The organism is Streptomyces asoensis (assembly GCF_016860545.1).
Taxonomy (GTDB): Bacteria; Actinomycetota; Actinomycetes; order Streptomycetales; family Streptomycetaceae; genus Streptomyces; species Streptomyces asoensis.
Window position 1 is genome coordinate 688,560 of record NZ_BNEB01000003.1, and the last position, 15,521, is coordinate 704,080.

The window sequence follows — 15,521 nt, forward strand, 5'->3', positions numbered from 1 at the left end:
TACGGCCTGGCGGGTACGGCGCCGGGCGCCAGGGGGCCGTCACTCCTGGTGACGGCGGGCGGGGTACGGGGCCCCGCCCGGCGGTCCGCGGGGCCCGGGCGCGGCCGCCGCGGGACGGCCGCCGTCTCAGACGAGCGTCGCGCCGGGCACCGGCCCGGCCGCCGTGCGCACCGCCAGGCAGGTGCCGGACGCGCGCAGCGCCTCTGCCACCTCCCGCGCCGACCCCGCGTCCCGCACGAGGAACGCCGTCGTCGGGCCCGAACCGGAGACGAGGGTGGCCAGGGCGCCGGCCGCCCGGCCCGCCGCCAGCGTGCCGGACAGCTCCGGGAAGAGGGAGAGGGCCGCGGGCTGGAGGTCGTTGGAGACCGTGGCCGCGAGCGCGTCGGGGTCGCCGGCGGCCAGGGCGTCCAGCAGGGCCTCGCAGGCCACCGGCTCGGGGACGTCCCGGTCCGCCGTGAGCCGGTCGAACTCCCGGAACACCGCGGGCGTCGACAGCCCCCGGTCGGCCATCGCGAAGACCCAGTGGAAGGCGCCGCCGGTCTCCAGGGCCGTCAGTTTCTCGCCGCGCCCGGTGCCGAGGGCCGCCCCGCCGACCAGGCTGAACGGCACATCGCTGCCCAACTCGGCGCAGATCTCCAGGAGTTCGTCACGCGAGGCGCCGGTGCCCCACAGGGCGTCGCAGGCCAGCAGGGCGCCCGCCCCGTCGGCGCTGCCGCCCGCCATGCCCCCGGCGACGGGGATGTCCTTGGCGATGTGCAGATGCACGTCCGGGGTGCGGCCGTACCGCTCGGCCAGCGCGATCGCGGCCCGCGCCGCGAGGTTCGTACGGTCCAGGGGGACCAGGGCGGCGTCCGGCCCTTCGCAGGTGACGCGCAGTCCGTCGGCCGGGGTCACGGTGACCTCGTCGTACAGACCGACGGCGAGGAAGACGTTGGCCAGGTCGTGGAAGCCGTCCGCGCGGGCCGCGCCCACCGCGAGCTGCACGTTGACCTTGGCGGGCACCCGTACGGTGACGCTCACTCGGAGTCCTTCCGCTGCCGCGGCTCGACGGGCTCCGCGGAACCGGGGGACGGCAGGGGACCCTCCCGGTCCGGCGCCGCCTCGGCGATCCGGGCGAACTCCTCGACCGTGAGGGCCTCGCCGCGGGCCTGCGGCGACACCCCGGCCGCCACGAGGGCGGCCTCCGCGCGCGCCGCCGAACCCGCCCACCCGGCGAGCGCGGCCCGCAGGGTCTTGCGGCGCTGGGCGAACGCCGCGTCGACGACGGCGAAGACCTCGCGCCGCGACGCCGTGGTCCGCAGGGGCTCGGCCCGCCGCACCAGCGACACCAGCCCGCTGTCCACGTTCGGCGCGGGCCAGAACACCTTGCGGCCGATCGCGCCGGCCCGCTTGACCTCGGCGTACCAGTTCGCCTTGACGGACGGCACGCCGTACACCTTCGAGCCGGGCCCGGCGGCGAGCCGGTCGGCGACCTCCGACTGGACCATGACGAGGGTGCGCTCGATGGTCGGGAAGGTCTCCAGCATGTGCAGCAGCACGGGCACGGCCACGTTGTACGGCAGGTTCGCGACCAGCGCGGTCGGGGCGGGACCGGGCAGTTCGGTCACCTGCATCGCGTCGGAGTGCACCAGCGCGAACCGGTCGGCGCGCTGCGGCATGCGCGCCGCGATCGTCGCGGGGAGGGCGCCGGCCAGGACGTCGTCGATCTCGACGGCCGTGACCCGGTCGGCGGTCTCCAGCAGCGCCAGGGTGAGGGAACCGAGCCCGGGGCCGACCTCCACGACCACGTCGTCGGGCCGGACCTCCGCGGTGCGGACGATACGGCGGACCGTGTTCGCGTCGATCACGAAGTTCTGTCCGCGCTGCTTGGTGGGACGCACGCCGAGGACCGCCGCCAGCTCACGGATGTCGGCGGGGCCCAGAAGGGCGTCGGGGGCGGGGCTGGTACTCACGGGACAAGGGTACGGGGGCGCGCGGGCACCGTCCGCCGCCGCACCCGTCACCCGTGCAGCCGCGCCCCGCAGTGCGGCCAGGGGCTCGCCCCGCGCCGCACGTAGAGCTTCTTCGCGCGCAGTGTCTGCTCCGCCGCGGGGGCGTCCTGGGGCCGTCCGCTGCCGCCGAGGCCGTGCCAGGTCCGGGTGTCGAACTGGTACAGGCCGCCGTAGTGGCCCGAGGGGTCGACCGCGTCGGGGCGGCCGCCCGACTCGCAGGCCGCGAGGCCCCGCCAGTCCAGCCCGTCGGCCCCCCGCACGGACGCGGGCAGCGGTTTCGTCCCCACCCTGACGATCTGGTCGCGCGGCTCGCGCACGGTCTCGTCGCGGATCCGGCGCGGTGTCTGCCGCACGCCGTTGACGGTGCGCAGGGAGTAGGTGATGCGGCGCAGCCCCGGCCGTCCGGCCCGGTCCACCACCTCCGTGCCCTTGAACAGCGAGGGGTCCTCGGTGCGGCGCACCCGGAACGGGATCTGCTCGTCGCGCACCTCCCGGGTGCCGGTGATCCGCAGCACGGTGATCGTCTGCCCGTCGCGCGGGAAGCTGCCGGGCGCGACGGAGGTGGTGTCCTGCCCGCGCAGGGTGATCCCGGCCGCCTCGACCGCCTCGCCCACGGTCGCCGCGTTGGTGCGGACGGTGCGGGCCCGGCCGTCGGCCATCACCGTGACGGTGCGTTCGGTGCGCACGTCCAGCGCGAGGCCCGCGCGTCCGATCCGCCGCGAACGCGAGACGGACATGTAGGCGCCCTCCGCGCGGACCCCGAACTGCCGCAGCGCCTCCTCCACGGTGTGCGCCGTCGTCCACACCTCGTGCCGGTGGCCGTCCAGTGTGAGCCGGACGGGCCGGCCGTAGTGCACGGTGACCTCGTCGCCGCTGGCGAGGCCGGTGCCGGGCGCGGGCACGACCACGTCGTGCGCGCCCACCGGGACGCCCTCCTCGGCCAGGAGCTCGCCCACGTCGTCGGCGAAGGTGTGCAGGGTGCGCGGTGTGCCGTCGACGGTCAGCTCGACGGCCTTGTCCTCGGCGAGGAAGGCGGTCGTGCCGCCGGCCAGGAAGGCGACGACGAGCGCCTGCGGGAGGAGCCGGCGCATCGGGGACTCCGGGCGTTCCCCGGAGCGGGTCCTGCGCCGCCGGGCGGCCCGCCGGCCCGCGTCCTCGCCGGGCGGCTCCGGCGCCGGCGCGGGGCCGGGCAGCACGGGGCCGAAGAGCGGGACCGCCTCGGCGAACCGGGCGGTCCCGGTGAGCTGCACGGTCTCGGCGTACGCGGAAGCCCCGGCGAGCTGGACCGTCTCCGCGTATGCGGAAGCCCCCGCGAGCTCCACGGTCTCGGCGTACGCGGACGCACCGGCGAGCTGGACCGTCTCGGCGTACGGGGACGCACCCGTGAGCGGGACCGGTTCGGGCAGCGGGGCCGGGTCGGCGTACCCGGTGGGCGCCGGAAGCCGGAGGGTCCCGGGGGGCCGCGGCGGCGCGCCGGCCCCCGCGCCGCTCTCCCCGTGGGCCTCGTACGCGTCGTAGGCCTCGTACGCGGGCCGGTACGTGTCGTCGTACGTCCCGGGGGCGGCGTACACGCCGTAGGCGACCGTCTCGGCGTCGTGCAGACCGGCGTACGGATCACCACCGCCGAACTGCTCGTACTCGAGGTACTGCGAGTTGCTCACGCCGACACTCCAGGGGAGGGGTCCGGATCGGGCCCCCAGAACCTAGCGGAGCGACGGTCACTCTCCAAAGTGGCACGGCTACCGAGCGTGGTGTTCGAGGGCGACGCCCGCTCAGTAGCCGAACGCGCGTGCGGTGTTGGCGCCGAGCGCGGTGGCCAGCGTGTCCTCGTCGATGCCCCGCACGGCGGCCATCGCGCGCACCGTGACCGGGACGAGGTACGGCGCGTTGGGCCGTCCGCGGTAGGGCGCGGGGGTCAGGAAGGGGGCGTCGGTCTCGACCAGGAGCAGTTCCAGCGGCGCCACGGCGACGGCGTCCCGGAGGTTCTGGGCGTTCTTGAAGGTGACGTTGCCGGCGAAGGACATGAAGTATCCGGCGCGGGCGCAGATCTCGGCCATCTCGGCGTCGCCCGAGTAGCAGTGGAAGACGGTGCGCTCGGGAGCGCCCTCCTCCTTCAGCACGCGCAGCACGTCGGCGTGGGCGTCGCGGTCGTGGATGACCAGGGCCTTGCCGTGCCGTTTGGCCATCTCGATGTGGGCGCGGAAGGAGCTCTCCTGGGCGTCCTTGCCCTCGGGGCCGGTGCGGAAGTGGTCGAGTCCGGTCTCGCCGACGCCTTTGACGTGCGGGAGGGCGGCCAGGCGGTCGATCTCGGCGAGCGCCTCGTCGAGCGCCCCGGTGCCGCCCGGTGTCCGCGCCCCCTGCCGCGACCACCCTCCCTCGGGGTCCCCGTGCACGATCCGCGGCGCCTCGTTCGGGTGCAGGGCGACCGCCGCGTGGACGCCGGCGTGGGCCGCGGCCGTCTCGGCCGCCCACCGCGAGCCCCGTACGTCGCAGCCGACCTGGACGACCGTCGTCACCCCGACCGACGCGGCCTTCGCGAGGGCCTCCTCCACCGTGCCCGACTGCATGTCGAGGTGGGTGTGGGAGTCGGCGACCGGTACCGCGAGGGGGGCCGGGAGCGGCGGCGCGGCGTTCTTGTCGGCGCGTGTGTCGGCGTTCGAAGGCATGCCCCGATCCTACGGAAGGGGGCATGCCCCGCGGCGGGCCCGCCGGCCCGCCCTGCGCGTCCGGCCCGGGCTAGCTCGCCTTGCGGAACGGGTGGAGGAGATCGGACAGGTGCCAGTGGTGCGGTTCGCCGGAGTGCGCCCCGGCCGGTGTCGCGTCCGACGCGTCCGGCTCCTCCCCGGCCGCCGTCACCGGTGCCTGCACCGGTCCGGCCGAGGGCGCCTTGCGCGGCCGGGAGGCGCTGAGCACCGACGAGACCTGTCCGGCCCGCATGATGCGCACGACGTGGCCGTCGCAGTTCTGGCACGCCGGCCGGCTCAGCGGCGACGGGACTATCCGTCCGTCCGCCACGTAGAGGACGAACTCGTGGCCGTCGGCGCCGGTGTGGTGCTCGATCTCGTACGCCTGCTCCCAGCCGTGTCCGCAGCGCATGCAGGCGAAGGAGTACGACTCGTTGACGACGGCGCTCGCGCCGCCGCGGAGGCCGGTCTGCCCTGTGATGTCACTCATGACCGCTCCTGAGGGGTCCGCTGGCGGGACCGTTCGGGTCCCGTCGTCCAGTGGACGCCTCCCGGGGGGTGAATGCACTCGACCTGTGCACTGTTGAAGCCGATTTGGGCGTCCCTTGCCCCGGGACCCGGGGTCCTTTGCCCGCACATGGGGCGCATGCTCAGACGACATGCGCCCTGCTCAGAGGGGGTGTGAGCCCCTTCACACCTCTTCGGCAACAGCCGTCACAGAGAGCCGGAGTTCTTCGCTTCCACCACCGCGTCGAACACCTCGCGCTTGGGCAGTCCGGCCTCCGCCGCCACCGCCGCGATGGCCTCCTTGCGGCGCTCGCCCGCCTCCTCGCGCACCCGCACCCGGCGCACCAGCTCCGCCGGGTCCAGCTCCTGCGGCCCGGGCTCGGGCGCGCCCGTGACGACGACGGTGATCTCGCCCCGTACGCCCTCGGCCGCCCACCGCGCGAGATCGCCGAGCGGGCCGCGCTTCACCTCTTCGTACGTCTTCGTCAGCTCACGGCACACGGCGGCCCGCCGGTCCGCGCCGAACACCTCCGCCATCGCCGCGAGGGTGTCGTCCAGCCGGTGCGGGGCCTCGAAGTAGACGAGGGTGCGCCGTTCGCCGGCCACCTCGCGCAGCCGCGACAGCCGCTCCCCCGCCTTCCTCGGCAGGAACCCCTCGAAGCAGAACCGGTCGACGGGCAGTCCGGACAGGGCCAGCGCGGTGAGCACCGCGGACGGGCCGGGGACGGCGGTGACCCGGACGTCCTGCTCGACGGCCGCGGCCACCAGCCGGTAGCCGGGGTCGGAGACCGACGGCATCCCCGCGTCGGTGACGAGCAGCACGCGCGCGCCGCCCACCAGTTCCGCGACCAGGTCGGGGGTGCGGGCCGACTCGTTGCCCTCGAAGTAGGACACGACGCGGCCCTTGGGCGTCACCCCGAGCGCCTGGGTCAGCCGGCGCAGCCGGCGCGTGTCCTCGGCGGCGATGACATCGGCGCCGGCCAGCTCCTCGGCGAGCCGGGGCGGTGCGTCGGAGACATCACCGATGGGGGTACCGGCGAGAACGAGGATTCCGGGCGTAGCTGTCACGTTTCCATCCTCGCAGGGCCGGGCCCCGGCCGGTCGACCAGGCCGGGCCGGGCCCGTGCACGGGACTCACACAGACCTGTTCCCTACGATGGCGCGGTGACCAGTACCGCGTCCTCCACGGACTCCACGGACTACCGGCAGGGCCGGACGCCGCCCGACCAGCGGCCGTCCTGGCAGCAACGGCTGCGCCGCTTCGGATACTCCGCGGAGCCTTCCGCCGACGTCCGGGAGCGGCTGGTGCCGCCGTTCGCGCAGCCCAGCCCCCGGTTGTGGCAGGTGCTGGGCCTGCCGCCGCTGTGGACGGACCGGCTCGCGCGCTGGTCGTCCTGGGGCGGTCCGCTGCTGGTGACGCTGCTGGCGGGCGTGCTGCGGTTCTGGCACCTGGGCAGCCCCAAGGCGGTGATATTCGACGAGACGTACTACGCCAAGGACGCCTGGGCGGTCGTGCACCGCGGCTTCGAGGTCAACTGGGACAAGAACGCCAACGACGTCATCCTCTCGTCGGGCGGGCACGTGACGATCCCGTCGGACGCGGCGTACGTGGTGCATCCGCCGGTCGGCAAGTACGTCATCGGGCTGGGCGAGCTGCTCTTCGGGTTCGACCCGTTCGGCTGGCGGTTCATGACGGCGGTGCTCGGCACGCTCAGCGTCCTGCTGCTGTGCCGGATCGGCCGCAGGCTCTTCCGCTCCACGTTCCTCGGCTGTCTCGCGGGCGCGCTGATGGCGGTGGACGGGCTCGCCTTCGTGATGAGCCGCACCTCGCTGCTCGACGGCGTGCTGATGTTCTTCGTCCTGGCGGCCTTCGGCTGTCTGGTGGTCGACCGGGACCGGGCGCGCGAAAGACTCGCCGCCGCGCTCCCGGCGGACGAGGACGGCCGTCACCGCCCCGACCCGCACATCGCGCAGACCACCCGCCTGGGATGGCGCCCCTGGCGCTGGGCGGCGGGCCTGATGCTGGGTCTGGCCATCGGCACCAAGTGGAACGGGCTGTACATCCTGGCCGCGTTCTGCCTGATGGCGGTGTTGTGGGACGTCGGCTCGCGCAAGGTGGCGGGCGCCCGCCGCCCCTACCTCGCGGTGCTCAAGCGGGACACGGGCCTGGCGTTCCTGGCCACGGTGCCGGTCGCGCTGGTCACCTACCTGGTGTCGTGGACGGGCTGGATCCTGTCGGCCACCGACGGCAAGGGCGGCTACTACCGCAACTGGGCGGCCACCGACGGCAAGGGCGGCAGCTGGACCTGGCTGTTCCCCGACTGGTGGCGCAGCCTGTGGCACTACGAGCACGAGGTCTACGAGTTCCACACCCACCTCACCTCGCCGCACACCTACCAGTCGAACCCGTGGAGCTGGCTGGTGCTGGGCCGTCCGGTCTCGTACTTCTACGAGTCGCCGGCGCCCGGGACGGACGGCTGCCCGACGGACGCGGGCGAGAAGTGCGCCCGCGAGGTCCTCGCGATCGGCACGCCGCTGCTGTGGTGGGCCGCCTGCTTCGCGATCCTCTACGTCCTGTGGCGCTGGCTTTTCCGCCGCGACTGGCGCGCGGGGGCGATCGCCTGCGGCATCGCGGCCGGCTACCTGCCGTGGTTCATGTACCAGGAACGCACGATCTTCCTCTTCTACGCCGTCGTCTTCCTGCCGTTCCTGTGCCTGGCGGTGGCGATGATGATCGGCGCCCTCGTCGGTCCCCCGGGTTCGAGCGACACCCGACGGGTCGCGGGCGCCACGGGCGCGGGCGTCCTGGTCCTGCTCATCGCGTGGAACTTCATCTACTTCTGGCCCCTGTACACCGGCCAGGCGATTCCGATCGACGACTGGCGTTCACGTATGTGGCTGGATACATGGGTCTAACAATTACGGAAACTCTCGCCCCGTGAGCCTCCCTTTCCCCTTACTGTGAGCCTGAGCGCAACTTTCTGAACGTGTTCAGAAAGGCCCGCGAGGGCGGCGGCGGGGACAACGGGGAAGGTGCAGGCATGCGCAAGGGGGCCAAGGCCGTCATAGTCGGCTCGGTGTTCGCCGTGATGGTGGGCGGGGCCGGCTACGGGGCGTTCAACATCGTCGACGCCCTCGACGACAGCGGGAGCGGGGCGGGCGGACCGGGGGACGCCGGGCCCGCCGTCGTGAAGAGCGGGCCGCCGAGCGGCTCCGAGGTGAAGGAGACCAGCGCCGCGTTCTTCGCCGCCTGGGAGAAGGGGCAGGCCTCGGCGGCCGCCGACCTCACCAACAACGCGGCCCGGGCCGAGCCCCTGCTGGCCTCGTACGGCCAGGCCGCGCACATCACGGCGGTGAAGATCACACCCGGCGCGGCGGCCGGCGACAGCGTGCCGTTCGCCGTCAAGGCAACGGTGACCTTCGGGGGGAAGTCCAAGCCCCTCGCGTACCGCAGCCGGCTGACGGTCGTACGCGGCCTGACCACCGGGAAGGCGCTGGTGGACTGGCAGCCGTCGGTCGTCCACCCGGGGCTGAAGTCCATGGACGACACCCTCGTCACGGGCGCGTCGGCGGCGCCGTCCATCGAGGCGGTGGACCGCGACGGCAAGGTCCTGACGAAGGAGAAGTTCCCCTCCCTCGGGCCGATCCTGGACCAGCTGCGCGCCAAGTACGGCGAGCAGGCCGGGGGCACGGCCGGCGTCGAACTGGCCGTCAGGCACGCCACGCCGGACACCCCGGACACCCCGCTGCTGACGCTCGCCGAGGGCAAGGCGGGCAAGCTGCCCACCACCCTCAGCTCGGGCCTCCAGGCGGCGGCCGAGAAGGCCGTGCAGAAGTACGCCCAGTCGTCGGTGGTCGCCGTCAAACCGAGCACCGGGGAGGTGCTCGCGGTCGCCAACAACCGTACGGACGGCTGGAACGCCGCCTTCCTGGGCGAGGTGGCGCCCGGCTCCACCATGAAGATCGTCAGTGCGGCGACCCTCATCGACAACGGGCTCACCACCGCGAGCGGTGCAGCGCCCTGTCCGGCCTCGGCGGTCTCCGAGAGCCAGACCTTCAAGAACATCACCGGCATGAAGCCGGACGAGAACGCGACGCTGGCGGAGAGTTTCGCCCGGTCCTGCAACACGGCGTTCGTGAAGTTCGCCGACGAGGTGAAGGTCGACTCGCTCACGAACGAGGCCCGCGACCGCTTCGGCATCGGCCTCGACTGGCAGACCGGCATCCCGTCCTTCGACGGCTCGGTGCCGGCCGCCGGCGGACCGGACACCGCCGCCGCGCTGATCGGGCAGGGCCAGGTCCAGATGAACCCGCTGAACATGGCGTCGGTGACGGCGACCGCCATGACGGGCACCTTCCGGCAGCCGGTGATCGTGCCGCTCGGCCTGGACGACCGCACATCGGCACACGCGCGTGGACTGTCGTCGGGTACCGTGCAGCAGCTGCGCTCGATGATGAACCGCACCGCGACCAGCGGCACCGCGGCCCGGTTGATGGCCGGGCTGAGCGGCCGGATCGGCGCGAAGACCGGGTCCGCCGAGGTCGACGGCCGCGCCCGTTCGGACAGCTGGTTCACCGGGTACCGGGGGGATGTCGCCGCCGCCGCGATGACCCAGGACGGCGGGCACGGCGTCGACGCGTCCGGCCCGATCGTCGTGGACGTACTGCGGGCGGGCTGAACCGGCGGCGCGGTGGCTGACGTCACACATGACGCCACCCTCACAGCACGGGACTCTAGGGTGGTTGCCGTCGTTGGGGTCAGTGAGGGCAACGAGGGCAGCGGGGCTGGGGGGAAGCCCCTGGGGATCCGGAGGATCTGGCAGTGGGCAAGAGAAGGCGCGTCGAAGAGCGGCGCAGCAAACGGCGGCCCGCCGTGACCGGTGGGGTGATCGCCGGTGCCGTCGTCGTCGGGGCGGGTCTCGGGGTCTGGGCGCTGTACGGCGGCGGAGCGGCCGCCGACGAGGGGTCCGCCGCGGCCGCCAACGGCAAGCAGGTGCCGCGGGTCAGGGCCGACGCGCCGTCGGCGGCCGAGGCGAAGTCCGCGGCCGCGCGGTTCCTGACGGACTGGCAGCAGGGCGAGGTGGCCGGCGCGGCCGCCGCGACGGACGACCCGGCCGCCGCCACCGTCCTCCTGACCGGCTGGACCAAGGACGCCCACGTCACGGGCGTCAGCCTCACCGCGGGCAAGGCGCACGGGGCGAAGGTGCCGTTCTCCGTGCGGGGCACGGTGAAGTACAAGGGCGTCGGCAAGCCGCTGAGCTACTCCAGCGCGCTCACCGTCGTCCGCAATCCGAAGAACGGCAAGGCGCAGGTCGACTGGCACGCCTCCGTCGTCCACCCGGACCTCCAGGACGGCGACCGGCTCGTCACCGGCGAGTCCGGCACCCCGCCGGTCAAGGCCCTGGACGCCAAGGGAGGTGAGCTGACCGCCGCCCGGTACCCCTCCCTCGAACCGGTCCTCGACGGACTGCGGGAGAAGTACGGCAAGAAGGCGGGCGGCAAGGCGGGCGTGGAGCTCCAGGTCGTGCGCGGCAAGGCGTCGAAGGCGAAGAAGGCCTCCGACAAGACCTTGCTGGAGCTGAGCAAGGGCACCCCGGGCACCGTGCGGACCACGCTGAGCCCCACGCTCCAGGCGGCCGCCGAACAGCAGGTGGCGAAGAAGGCACGCTCGTCGGTGGTCGTCCTGCGCCCCTCCACGGGCGAGATCCTCGCGGTGGCGAACGCCGGTCACGGCTTCAACACGGCGTTCAACGGCTCCCTCGCGCCCGGCTCCACGATGAAGGTCGTCACGTCGTCCCTGCTCATCGAGAAGGACCTCGCCTCGGCGGACAAGAAGCACCCCTGCCCGAAGACGTTCACCTACGGCGGCTGGAAGTTCCACAACGACGACGACTTCGAGATCACCGGCGGCACGTTCAAGGCGAGCTTCGCGCGCTCCTGCAACACGGCCTTCATCAGCCAGGCCCCCGAGCTGGACGACGACAGCCTGACCAAGCAGGCCCAGCAGGTGTTCGGTCTGTCGCTGAACAACTGGGCCATCGGCGTCCCGTCCTTCGACGGCTCGGTGCCGGTGCAGTCGGCCGCCCAGAAGGCGGCGTCGCTGATCGGTCAGGGCGGGGTCCGGATGAACCCGCTGAACATGGCGTCGGTGGCGGCCACCGTGAAGGCGGGCACCTTCCACCAGCCGTACCTGGTCGCCCCGTCGGTCGACGACCGCAAGCTGGCGACGGCCTCGCGCACCATGTCGGCGTCCACGCTGGGGCAGTTGCGGGAGCTGATGAACTACACCGCCGCGGCCGGCACCGCGGCCGAGGCGATGTCCGGCCTGGGCCCCGACTACGGCGCCAAGACGGGCTCGGCGGAGGTCGACAACCAGGACAAGCCCAACGGCTGGTTCACCGCCTACCGCGGCGACCTGGCGGCGGCGGGCGTGGTGCAGGCGGGCGGCCACGGCGGCGACACGGCCGGGCCGATCGTGGCGTCCCTGCTGCGGATGGGCGGCTGAGGCGACGGTCCCGACGGCGCGGGTCCGCGCGTGACAGCTCCGGGCTTCACGGCCCTGTCACGCGCGGGCCTCAGTGCGTGACAGGCTGCTGCGCCGTCGCCGAGTAGGTGCGGCGCAGGAACCGCAGCAGTGTCTTGGACTCGAACTGGACGACCGAGACGCCGTGCGCGGAATGGAACTCGACCACGGCCTGGACCCGTCCGCAGGGCCAGACCCGGACCTCGCCGGTGCCGGTCGGCACCCGCAGCCCCTGTTCGAGGAGGGTGCGGGAGAACGTCCACTCCCGGCGGTCGGGCAGTCCGACGCGGACGGTGCGGGGTTCCTCGGAGTCGTAGCGCAGGACGACCGGTACCGCCGCATCCTCTCCGATGCGGTCGGCGTCGCTGACGATGTGGGCACGCGCGTACTGCTCGACTACGGACATCGACCGGCCCTCTCACGCAGGGTGATCTGTGCGGAAGCCATGAACCCGCTCCCCCTCCAATGTCGCATATTTTGCGGAATGCGCTCCTCCGAGCCGATGTATCTCATATGTGCGATACACACAGTCGCCGGGCGGCACATGTCGTGACCGGCCGGCGGTGTCGCTCCACCAATGGACAAGCACTCGCTCTTGCGAACCGTTCGCATTAAGCCACTATCATCGTCGGGTGCACGTACCCGACGGATTCATCAACGCCCCGACCTCCGCCGTCACCGGAGTCGTCGCCGCCGGCGCGATCGCCGTGAGTCTGCGCGGCGCGCGCCGTGAGCTCGACGACCGCACCGCGCCGCTGGCCGGCCTCGTGGCGGCGTTCATCTTCGCCGTGCAGATGCTGAACTTCCCCGTCGCGGCGGGGACCAGCGGACATCTGCTCGGCGGCGCGCTCGCCGCGATACTCGTGGGCCCCTGCACAGGGGTCCTGTGCGTCTCCGTGGTCCTGCTGATGCAGGGCATCCTCTTCGCGGACGGCGGCCTGACCGCGCTCGGCGTGAACATCACCGACATGGCGATCGTGACGACCGTCGTGTCCTACGCCGTCTTCCGCGGCCTGGTGAAGGTGCTGCCGCGCAGCCGCCGGTCCATCACCGCCGCATCCTTCGTCGCCGCGGCGCTCTCCGTGCCCGCCGCCGCGGTGGCCTTCACGTTCATCTACTGGATCGGCGGCACCACCGACGTGGCGATCGGCAAGGTCGCCACCGCGATGATCGGCGTCCACGTGCTGATCGGCATCGGCGAGGCCGTCATCACCGCGCTGACCGTGGGCGCCGTCGTCGCCGTCCGGCCGGACCTCGTCCACGGAGCGCGCGACCTGCGGCAGAAGCTCCGGCTGCGGGTGCACGGCGAACTCGTCGACGCCCCGGCGCCCGAGGCCGCGCCCGTGGCGGCGCGCACCTCCCGGCGCACCCTGTGGGTGACGGGTCTGGTCACCTCCCTGGTCCTGGCCGGCTTCGTCAGCTTCTACGCCTCCTCGAACCCCGACGGCCTGGAGAAGGTCGCCGCCGACAAGGGCATCGACAAGAAGACCGGGCAGCACGCCTCGGCCGACTCCCCGCTCGCCGACTACGGCGTCAAGGACGTGTCGGACGCCCGTCTCTCCGGCGGCCTCGCGGGCGTGATCGGCGTAGGAGTGACCGTCGTCGCGGGCAGCACCGTGTTCTGGGCGGTCCGCAGGCGGCGCGCGGGCGACGACGTGTCCGCCACGGCCACGGGGAGCGTCTGAGTCATGGGCGCCGGGCACGCGCACCGGCTCTACCGGCACGGGCACTCCCCCGTCCACGGTCTGCCGCCGCACACCAAACTCGCCGCCGCCTTCGGCTTCGTGGTCGTCGTCGTGTCGACGCCGCGCGAGGCGATGTGGGCGTTCGCCCTGTACGCCGCGCTGCTGGCCGTCGTCGCGCGGCACGCGCGCGTGCCCGCCGGTTTCCTGCTCAAACGTCTGCTGATCGAGGTGCCGTTCGTCGCGTTCGCGGTGCTGATGCCGTTCGTGGCACAGGGTGAACGGGTCGACGTCCTCGGCCTGTCGCTCAGCGTCAACGGACTGTGGGGCGCCTGGAACGTCCTGGCGAAGGGCACCCTGGGCGTCGCCGCCTCCGTCCTGCTGGCGTCCACGACGGAGCTGCGCGAGCTGCTTCTCGGACTGCAACGCCTGCGGCTGCCCCCGCTGCTCGTGCAGATCGCGTCCTTCATGATCCGTTACGGCGACGTCATCACGGACGAGATGCGCCGGATGCGGATCGCCCGGGAGTCGCGTGGCTTCGAGGCCCGCGGCGTGCGCCACTGGGGCGTGCTCGCCAAGTCGGCGGGCGCGTTGTTCATCCGCTCCTACGAACGCGGCGAGCGCGTGCACCTGGCCATGGTCAGCCGCGGGTACGCCGGTTCGATGCCGGTGATCGACGAGGTGACCGCTTCCCGGGCGCAGTGGTCGTACGCGCTCGCCCTGCCGTTCGCCGCGCTCGCCGTCTGCGTGTTGGGATGGGCCCTGTGACCGACGCCGTGACTCCTTCCGTGACACCCGCGCCCTCCCTGGAGGTGGCGGGCCTGGCCTTCGCCTACCCCGACGGCCACCAGGCCCTGTTCGGGGTGGACTTCTCCGTCGCGCGGGGCGAGCGCGTCGCGCTGCTCGGGCCCAACGGCGCCGGCAAGACCACCCTGGTGCTGCACCTCAACGGCATCCTGACCGGCGGCGCGGGCACCGTGACGGTGGCCGGGCTGCCCGTCGGCCGGCAGCACATGGCCGAGATCCGCCGCAGGGTCGGCATCGTCTTCCAGGACCCGGACGACCAGCTGTTCATGCCCACGGTCCGCGAGGACGTGGCGTTCGGGCCGGCGGCGGCCGGGCTGAAGGGGGACGCCCTGGAGGCGCGGGTCGACCACGCGCTCGCGCAGGTCGGCATGGCGGAGTTCAAGGACCGTCCGCCGCACCACCTGTCCTTCGGCCAGCGGCGCCGGGTGGCCGTCGCGACGGTGCTCGCGATGGAACCGGAGATCCTCGTCCTGGACGAGCCGTCGTCCAACCTCGACCCGGCCTCGCGTCGCGAACTGGCCGACATCCTGCGCGCCCTGGACGTCACGGTGCTCATGGTCACGCACGACCTGCCGTACGCCCTCGAGCTGTGCCCGCGGGCCCTGATCCTGAGCGACGGCGTGATCGCGGCGGACGGCAGGACCGGCGACCTGCTGGCCGACGACACGCTCATGCGCGCACATCGCCTGGAGCTGCCCTTCGGGTTCGACCCGCGCTCGGCGACAATGGACGCGTGACGAACGAGGCACCCACCGCCGCCGGCACGCTGCTCCTGGACGAGCAGCTGTGTTTCGCGCTGTACGCGGCCCAGCGCGCGGTGACGGCCGCGTACCGGCCGCTCCTGGACGAACTGGGGCTCACCTACCCCCAGTACCTCGTGCTGCTGGTCCTGTGGGAGCGCGGTGAGACGACCGTCAAGGAGCTGGCGGCCGCCCTGCGCCTCGACTACGGCACGATGTCGCCGCTGCTGAAGCGGCTGGAGGCGGCGGGGCTGGTGCGCCGGGAGCGCTCGGCCCGTGACGAGCGCACGGTGCTCGTGGCGTGCACCGGACGCGGGGAGGAACTGAAGGGGCGCGCGGAGCGCGTGCCCGGCAACCTGCTCGCGTCGACGGGGCTGGAGGCGGCGGAGGTCGCGCGGCTGCGCGAGGACCTGTGGGGGCTCGCGCAGCGGGCCCAGAACGCGGCGGACCGCACCCGCTGAGACCGGCTCCGGCGCGCCCCGCACGGCGCTCGGACGAAGTTACCCGCGGTTACTACCCCCTGGTAGGCACACCTCCACGTACCGGCCGGTACCTTGTGCACGATGTAATTGGACAAGTTCCGGGGA

Annotated in this window: 14 protein-coding genes; 7 read left to right on the forward strand and 7 right to left on the reverse strand. The window is 73.1% G+C overall.

Going from position 1 to position 15,521, the window contains the following annotated elements; genetic code table 11:
* Window positions 1–126 precede the first annotated feature (126 nt).
* The 6 genes from Saso_RS15760 to rsmI all read right to left on the reverse strand — a co-directional run bounded on the left by Saso_RS15760 (window position 127) and on the right by rsmI (window position 6,250).
* Window positions 127–1,020, reverse strand: a complete 894-nt coding sequence (locus Saso_RS15760) for a 4-(cytidine 5'-diphospho)-2-C-methyl-D-erythritol kinase (protein WP_189920795.1) — start codon at window positions 1,018–1,020, stop codon at window positions 127–129.
* Window positions 1,017–1,952 (reverse strand): 16S rRNA (adenine(1518)-N(6)/adenine(1519)-N(6))-dimethyltransferase RsmA, encoded by a 936-nt coding sequence (rsmA, locus tag Saso_RS15765; RefSeq protein ID WP_189920796.1) that lies wholly within the window; start codon window positions 1,950–1,952, stop codon window positions 1,017–1,019. The genes Saso_RS15760 and rsmA overlap by 4 nt, the downstream gene beginning before the upstream one ends.
* 47 nt (window positions 1,953–1,999) lie before the next feature.
* A complete protein-coding gene (locus Saso_RS15770; RefSeq protein WP_189920797.1) occupies window positions 2,000–3,652 on the reverse strand; it encodes a resuscitation-promoting factor in 1,653 nt (550 codons plus the stop codon).
* A 111-nt stretch (window positions 3,653–3,763) separates the two neighbouring features.
* The gene (locus tag Saso_RS15775; RefSeq protein ID WP_189920798.1) at window positions 3,764–4,657 is read right to left on the reverse strand and encodes a TatD family hydrolase; all 894 of its coding nucleotides are present in this window, start codon (window positions 4,655–4,657) and stop codon (window positions 3,764–3,766) included.
* A gap of 70 nt (window positions 4,658–4,727) precedes the next feature.
* The gene (locus Saso_RS15780) at window positions 4,728–5,165 is read right to left on the reverse strand and encodes a hypothetical protein (RefSeq protein WP_189920799.1); all 438 of its coding nucleotides are present in this window, start codon (window positions 5,163–5,165) and stop codon (window positions 4,728–4,730) included.
* A gap of 224 nt (window positions 5,166–5,389) precedes the next feature.
* Window positions 5,390–6,250, reverse strand: a complete 861-nt coding sequence (gene rsmI, locus Saso_RS15785; RefSeq protein ID WP_189920800.1) for a 16S rRNA (cytidine(1402)-2'-O)-methyltransferase — start codon at window positions 6,248–6,250, stop codon at window positions 5,390–5,392.
* Between the two features lie 96 nt (window positions 6,251–6,346).
* On the opposite strand from rsmI, the gene Saso_RS15790 reads away from it, so the two are divergent.
* The 3 genes from Saso_RS15790 (at window position 6,347) to Saso_RS15800 (ending at window position 11,687) form a co-directional block, all read left to right on the forward strand.
* Entirely contained in the window at window positions 6,347–8,098 is a 1,752-nt protein-coding gene (locus tag Saso_RS15790; RefSeq protein ID WP_189920802.1) for a dolichyl-phosphate-mannose--protein mannosyltransferase, read from the forward strand.
* 125 nt (window positions 8,099–8,223) lie between these two features.
* Entirely contained in the window at window positions 8,224–9,861 is a 1,638-nt protein-coding gene (locus tag Saso_RS15795) for a penicillin-binding transpeptidase domain-containing protein (RefSeq protein WP_189920804.1), read from the forward strand.
* 143 nt (window positions 9,862–10,004) lie between these two features.
* Window positions 10,005–11,687 (forward strand): penicillin-binding transpeptidase domain-containing protein, encoded by a 1,683-nt coding sequence (locus Saso_RS15800; RefSeq protein ID WP_189920806.1) that lies wholly within the window; start codon window positions 10,005–10,007, stop codon window positions 11,685–11,687.
* Window positions 11,688–11,757: 70 nt separating this feature from the next.
* Here the strand turns inward: Saso_RS15800 and Saso_RS15805 are convergent, their stop codons facing one another.
* Window positions 11,758–12,111 (reverse strand): SsgA family sporulation/cell division regulator, encoded by a 354-nt coding sequence (locus Saso_RS15805; RefSeq protein WP_189920808.1) that lies wholly within the window; start codon window positions 12,109–12,111, stop codon window positions 11,758–11,760.
* Window positions 12,112–12,337: 226 nt separating this feature from the next.
* On the opposite strand from Saso_RS15805, the gene Saso_RS15810 reads away from it, so the two are divergent.
* Genes Saso_RS15810 through Saso_RS15825 form a run of 4 tightly spaced genes read left to right on the forward strand, consistent with a single transcriptional unit; the run spans window position 12,338 to window position 15,395 of the window.
* Complete coding sequence (locus tag Saso_RS15810; protein ID WP_189920810.1) at window positions 12,338–13,390, forward strand: energy-coupling factor ABC transporter permease; 1,053 nt, start codon at window positions 12,338–12,340, stop codon at window positions 13,388–13,390.
* Window positions 13,391–13,393: 3 nt separating this feature from the next.
* Window positions 13,394–14,155: a cobalt ECF transporter T component CbiQ gene (gene cbiQ, locus Saso_RS15815; protein WP_189920812.1), complete on the forward strand. Its 762-nt coding sequence runs from the start codon at window positions 13,394–13,396 to the stop codon at window positions 14,153–14,155.
* A complete protein-coding gene (locus Saso_RS15820) occupies window positions 14,143–14,931 on the forward strand; it encodes an energy-coupling factor ABC transporter ATP-binding protein (protein WP_189920814.1) in 789 nt (262 codons plus the stop codon). The genes cbiQ and Saso_RS15820 overlap by 13 nt, the downstream gene beginning before the upstream one ends.
* Window positions 14,928–15,395 carry a MarR family winged helix-turn-helix transcriptional regulator gene (locus Saso_RS15825; RefSeq protein WP_189920816.1) on the forward strand — a complete coding sequence of 156 codons (468 nt, stop codon included), beginning with the start codon at window positions 14,928–14,930 and terminating at the stop codon, window positions 15,393–15,395. The genes Saso_RS15820 and Saso_RS15825 overlap by 4 nt, the downstream gene beginning before the upstream one ends.
* Window positions 15,396–15,521: the final 126 nt, after the last annotated feature.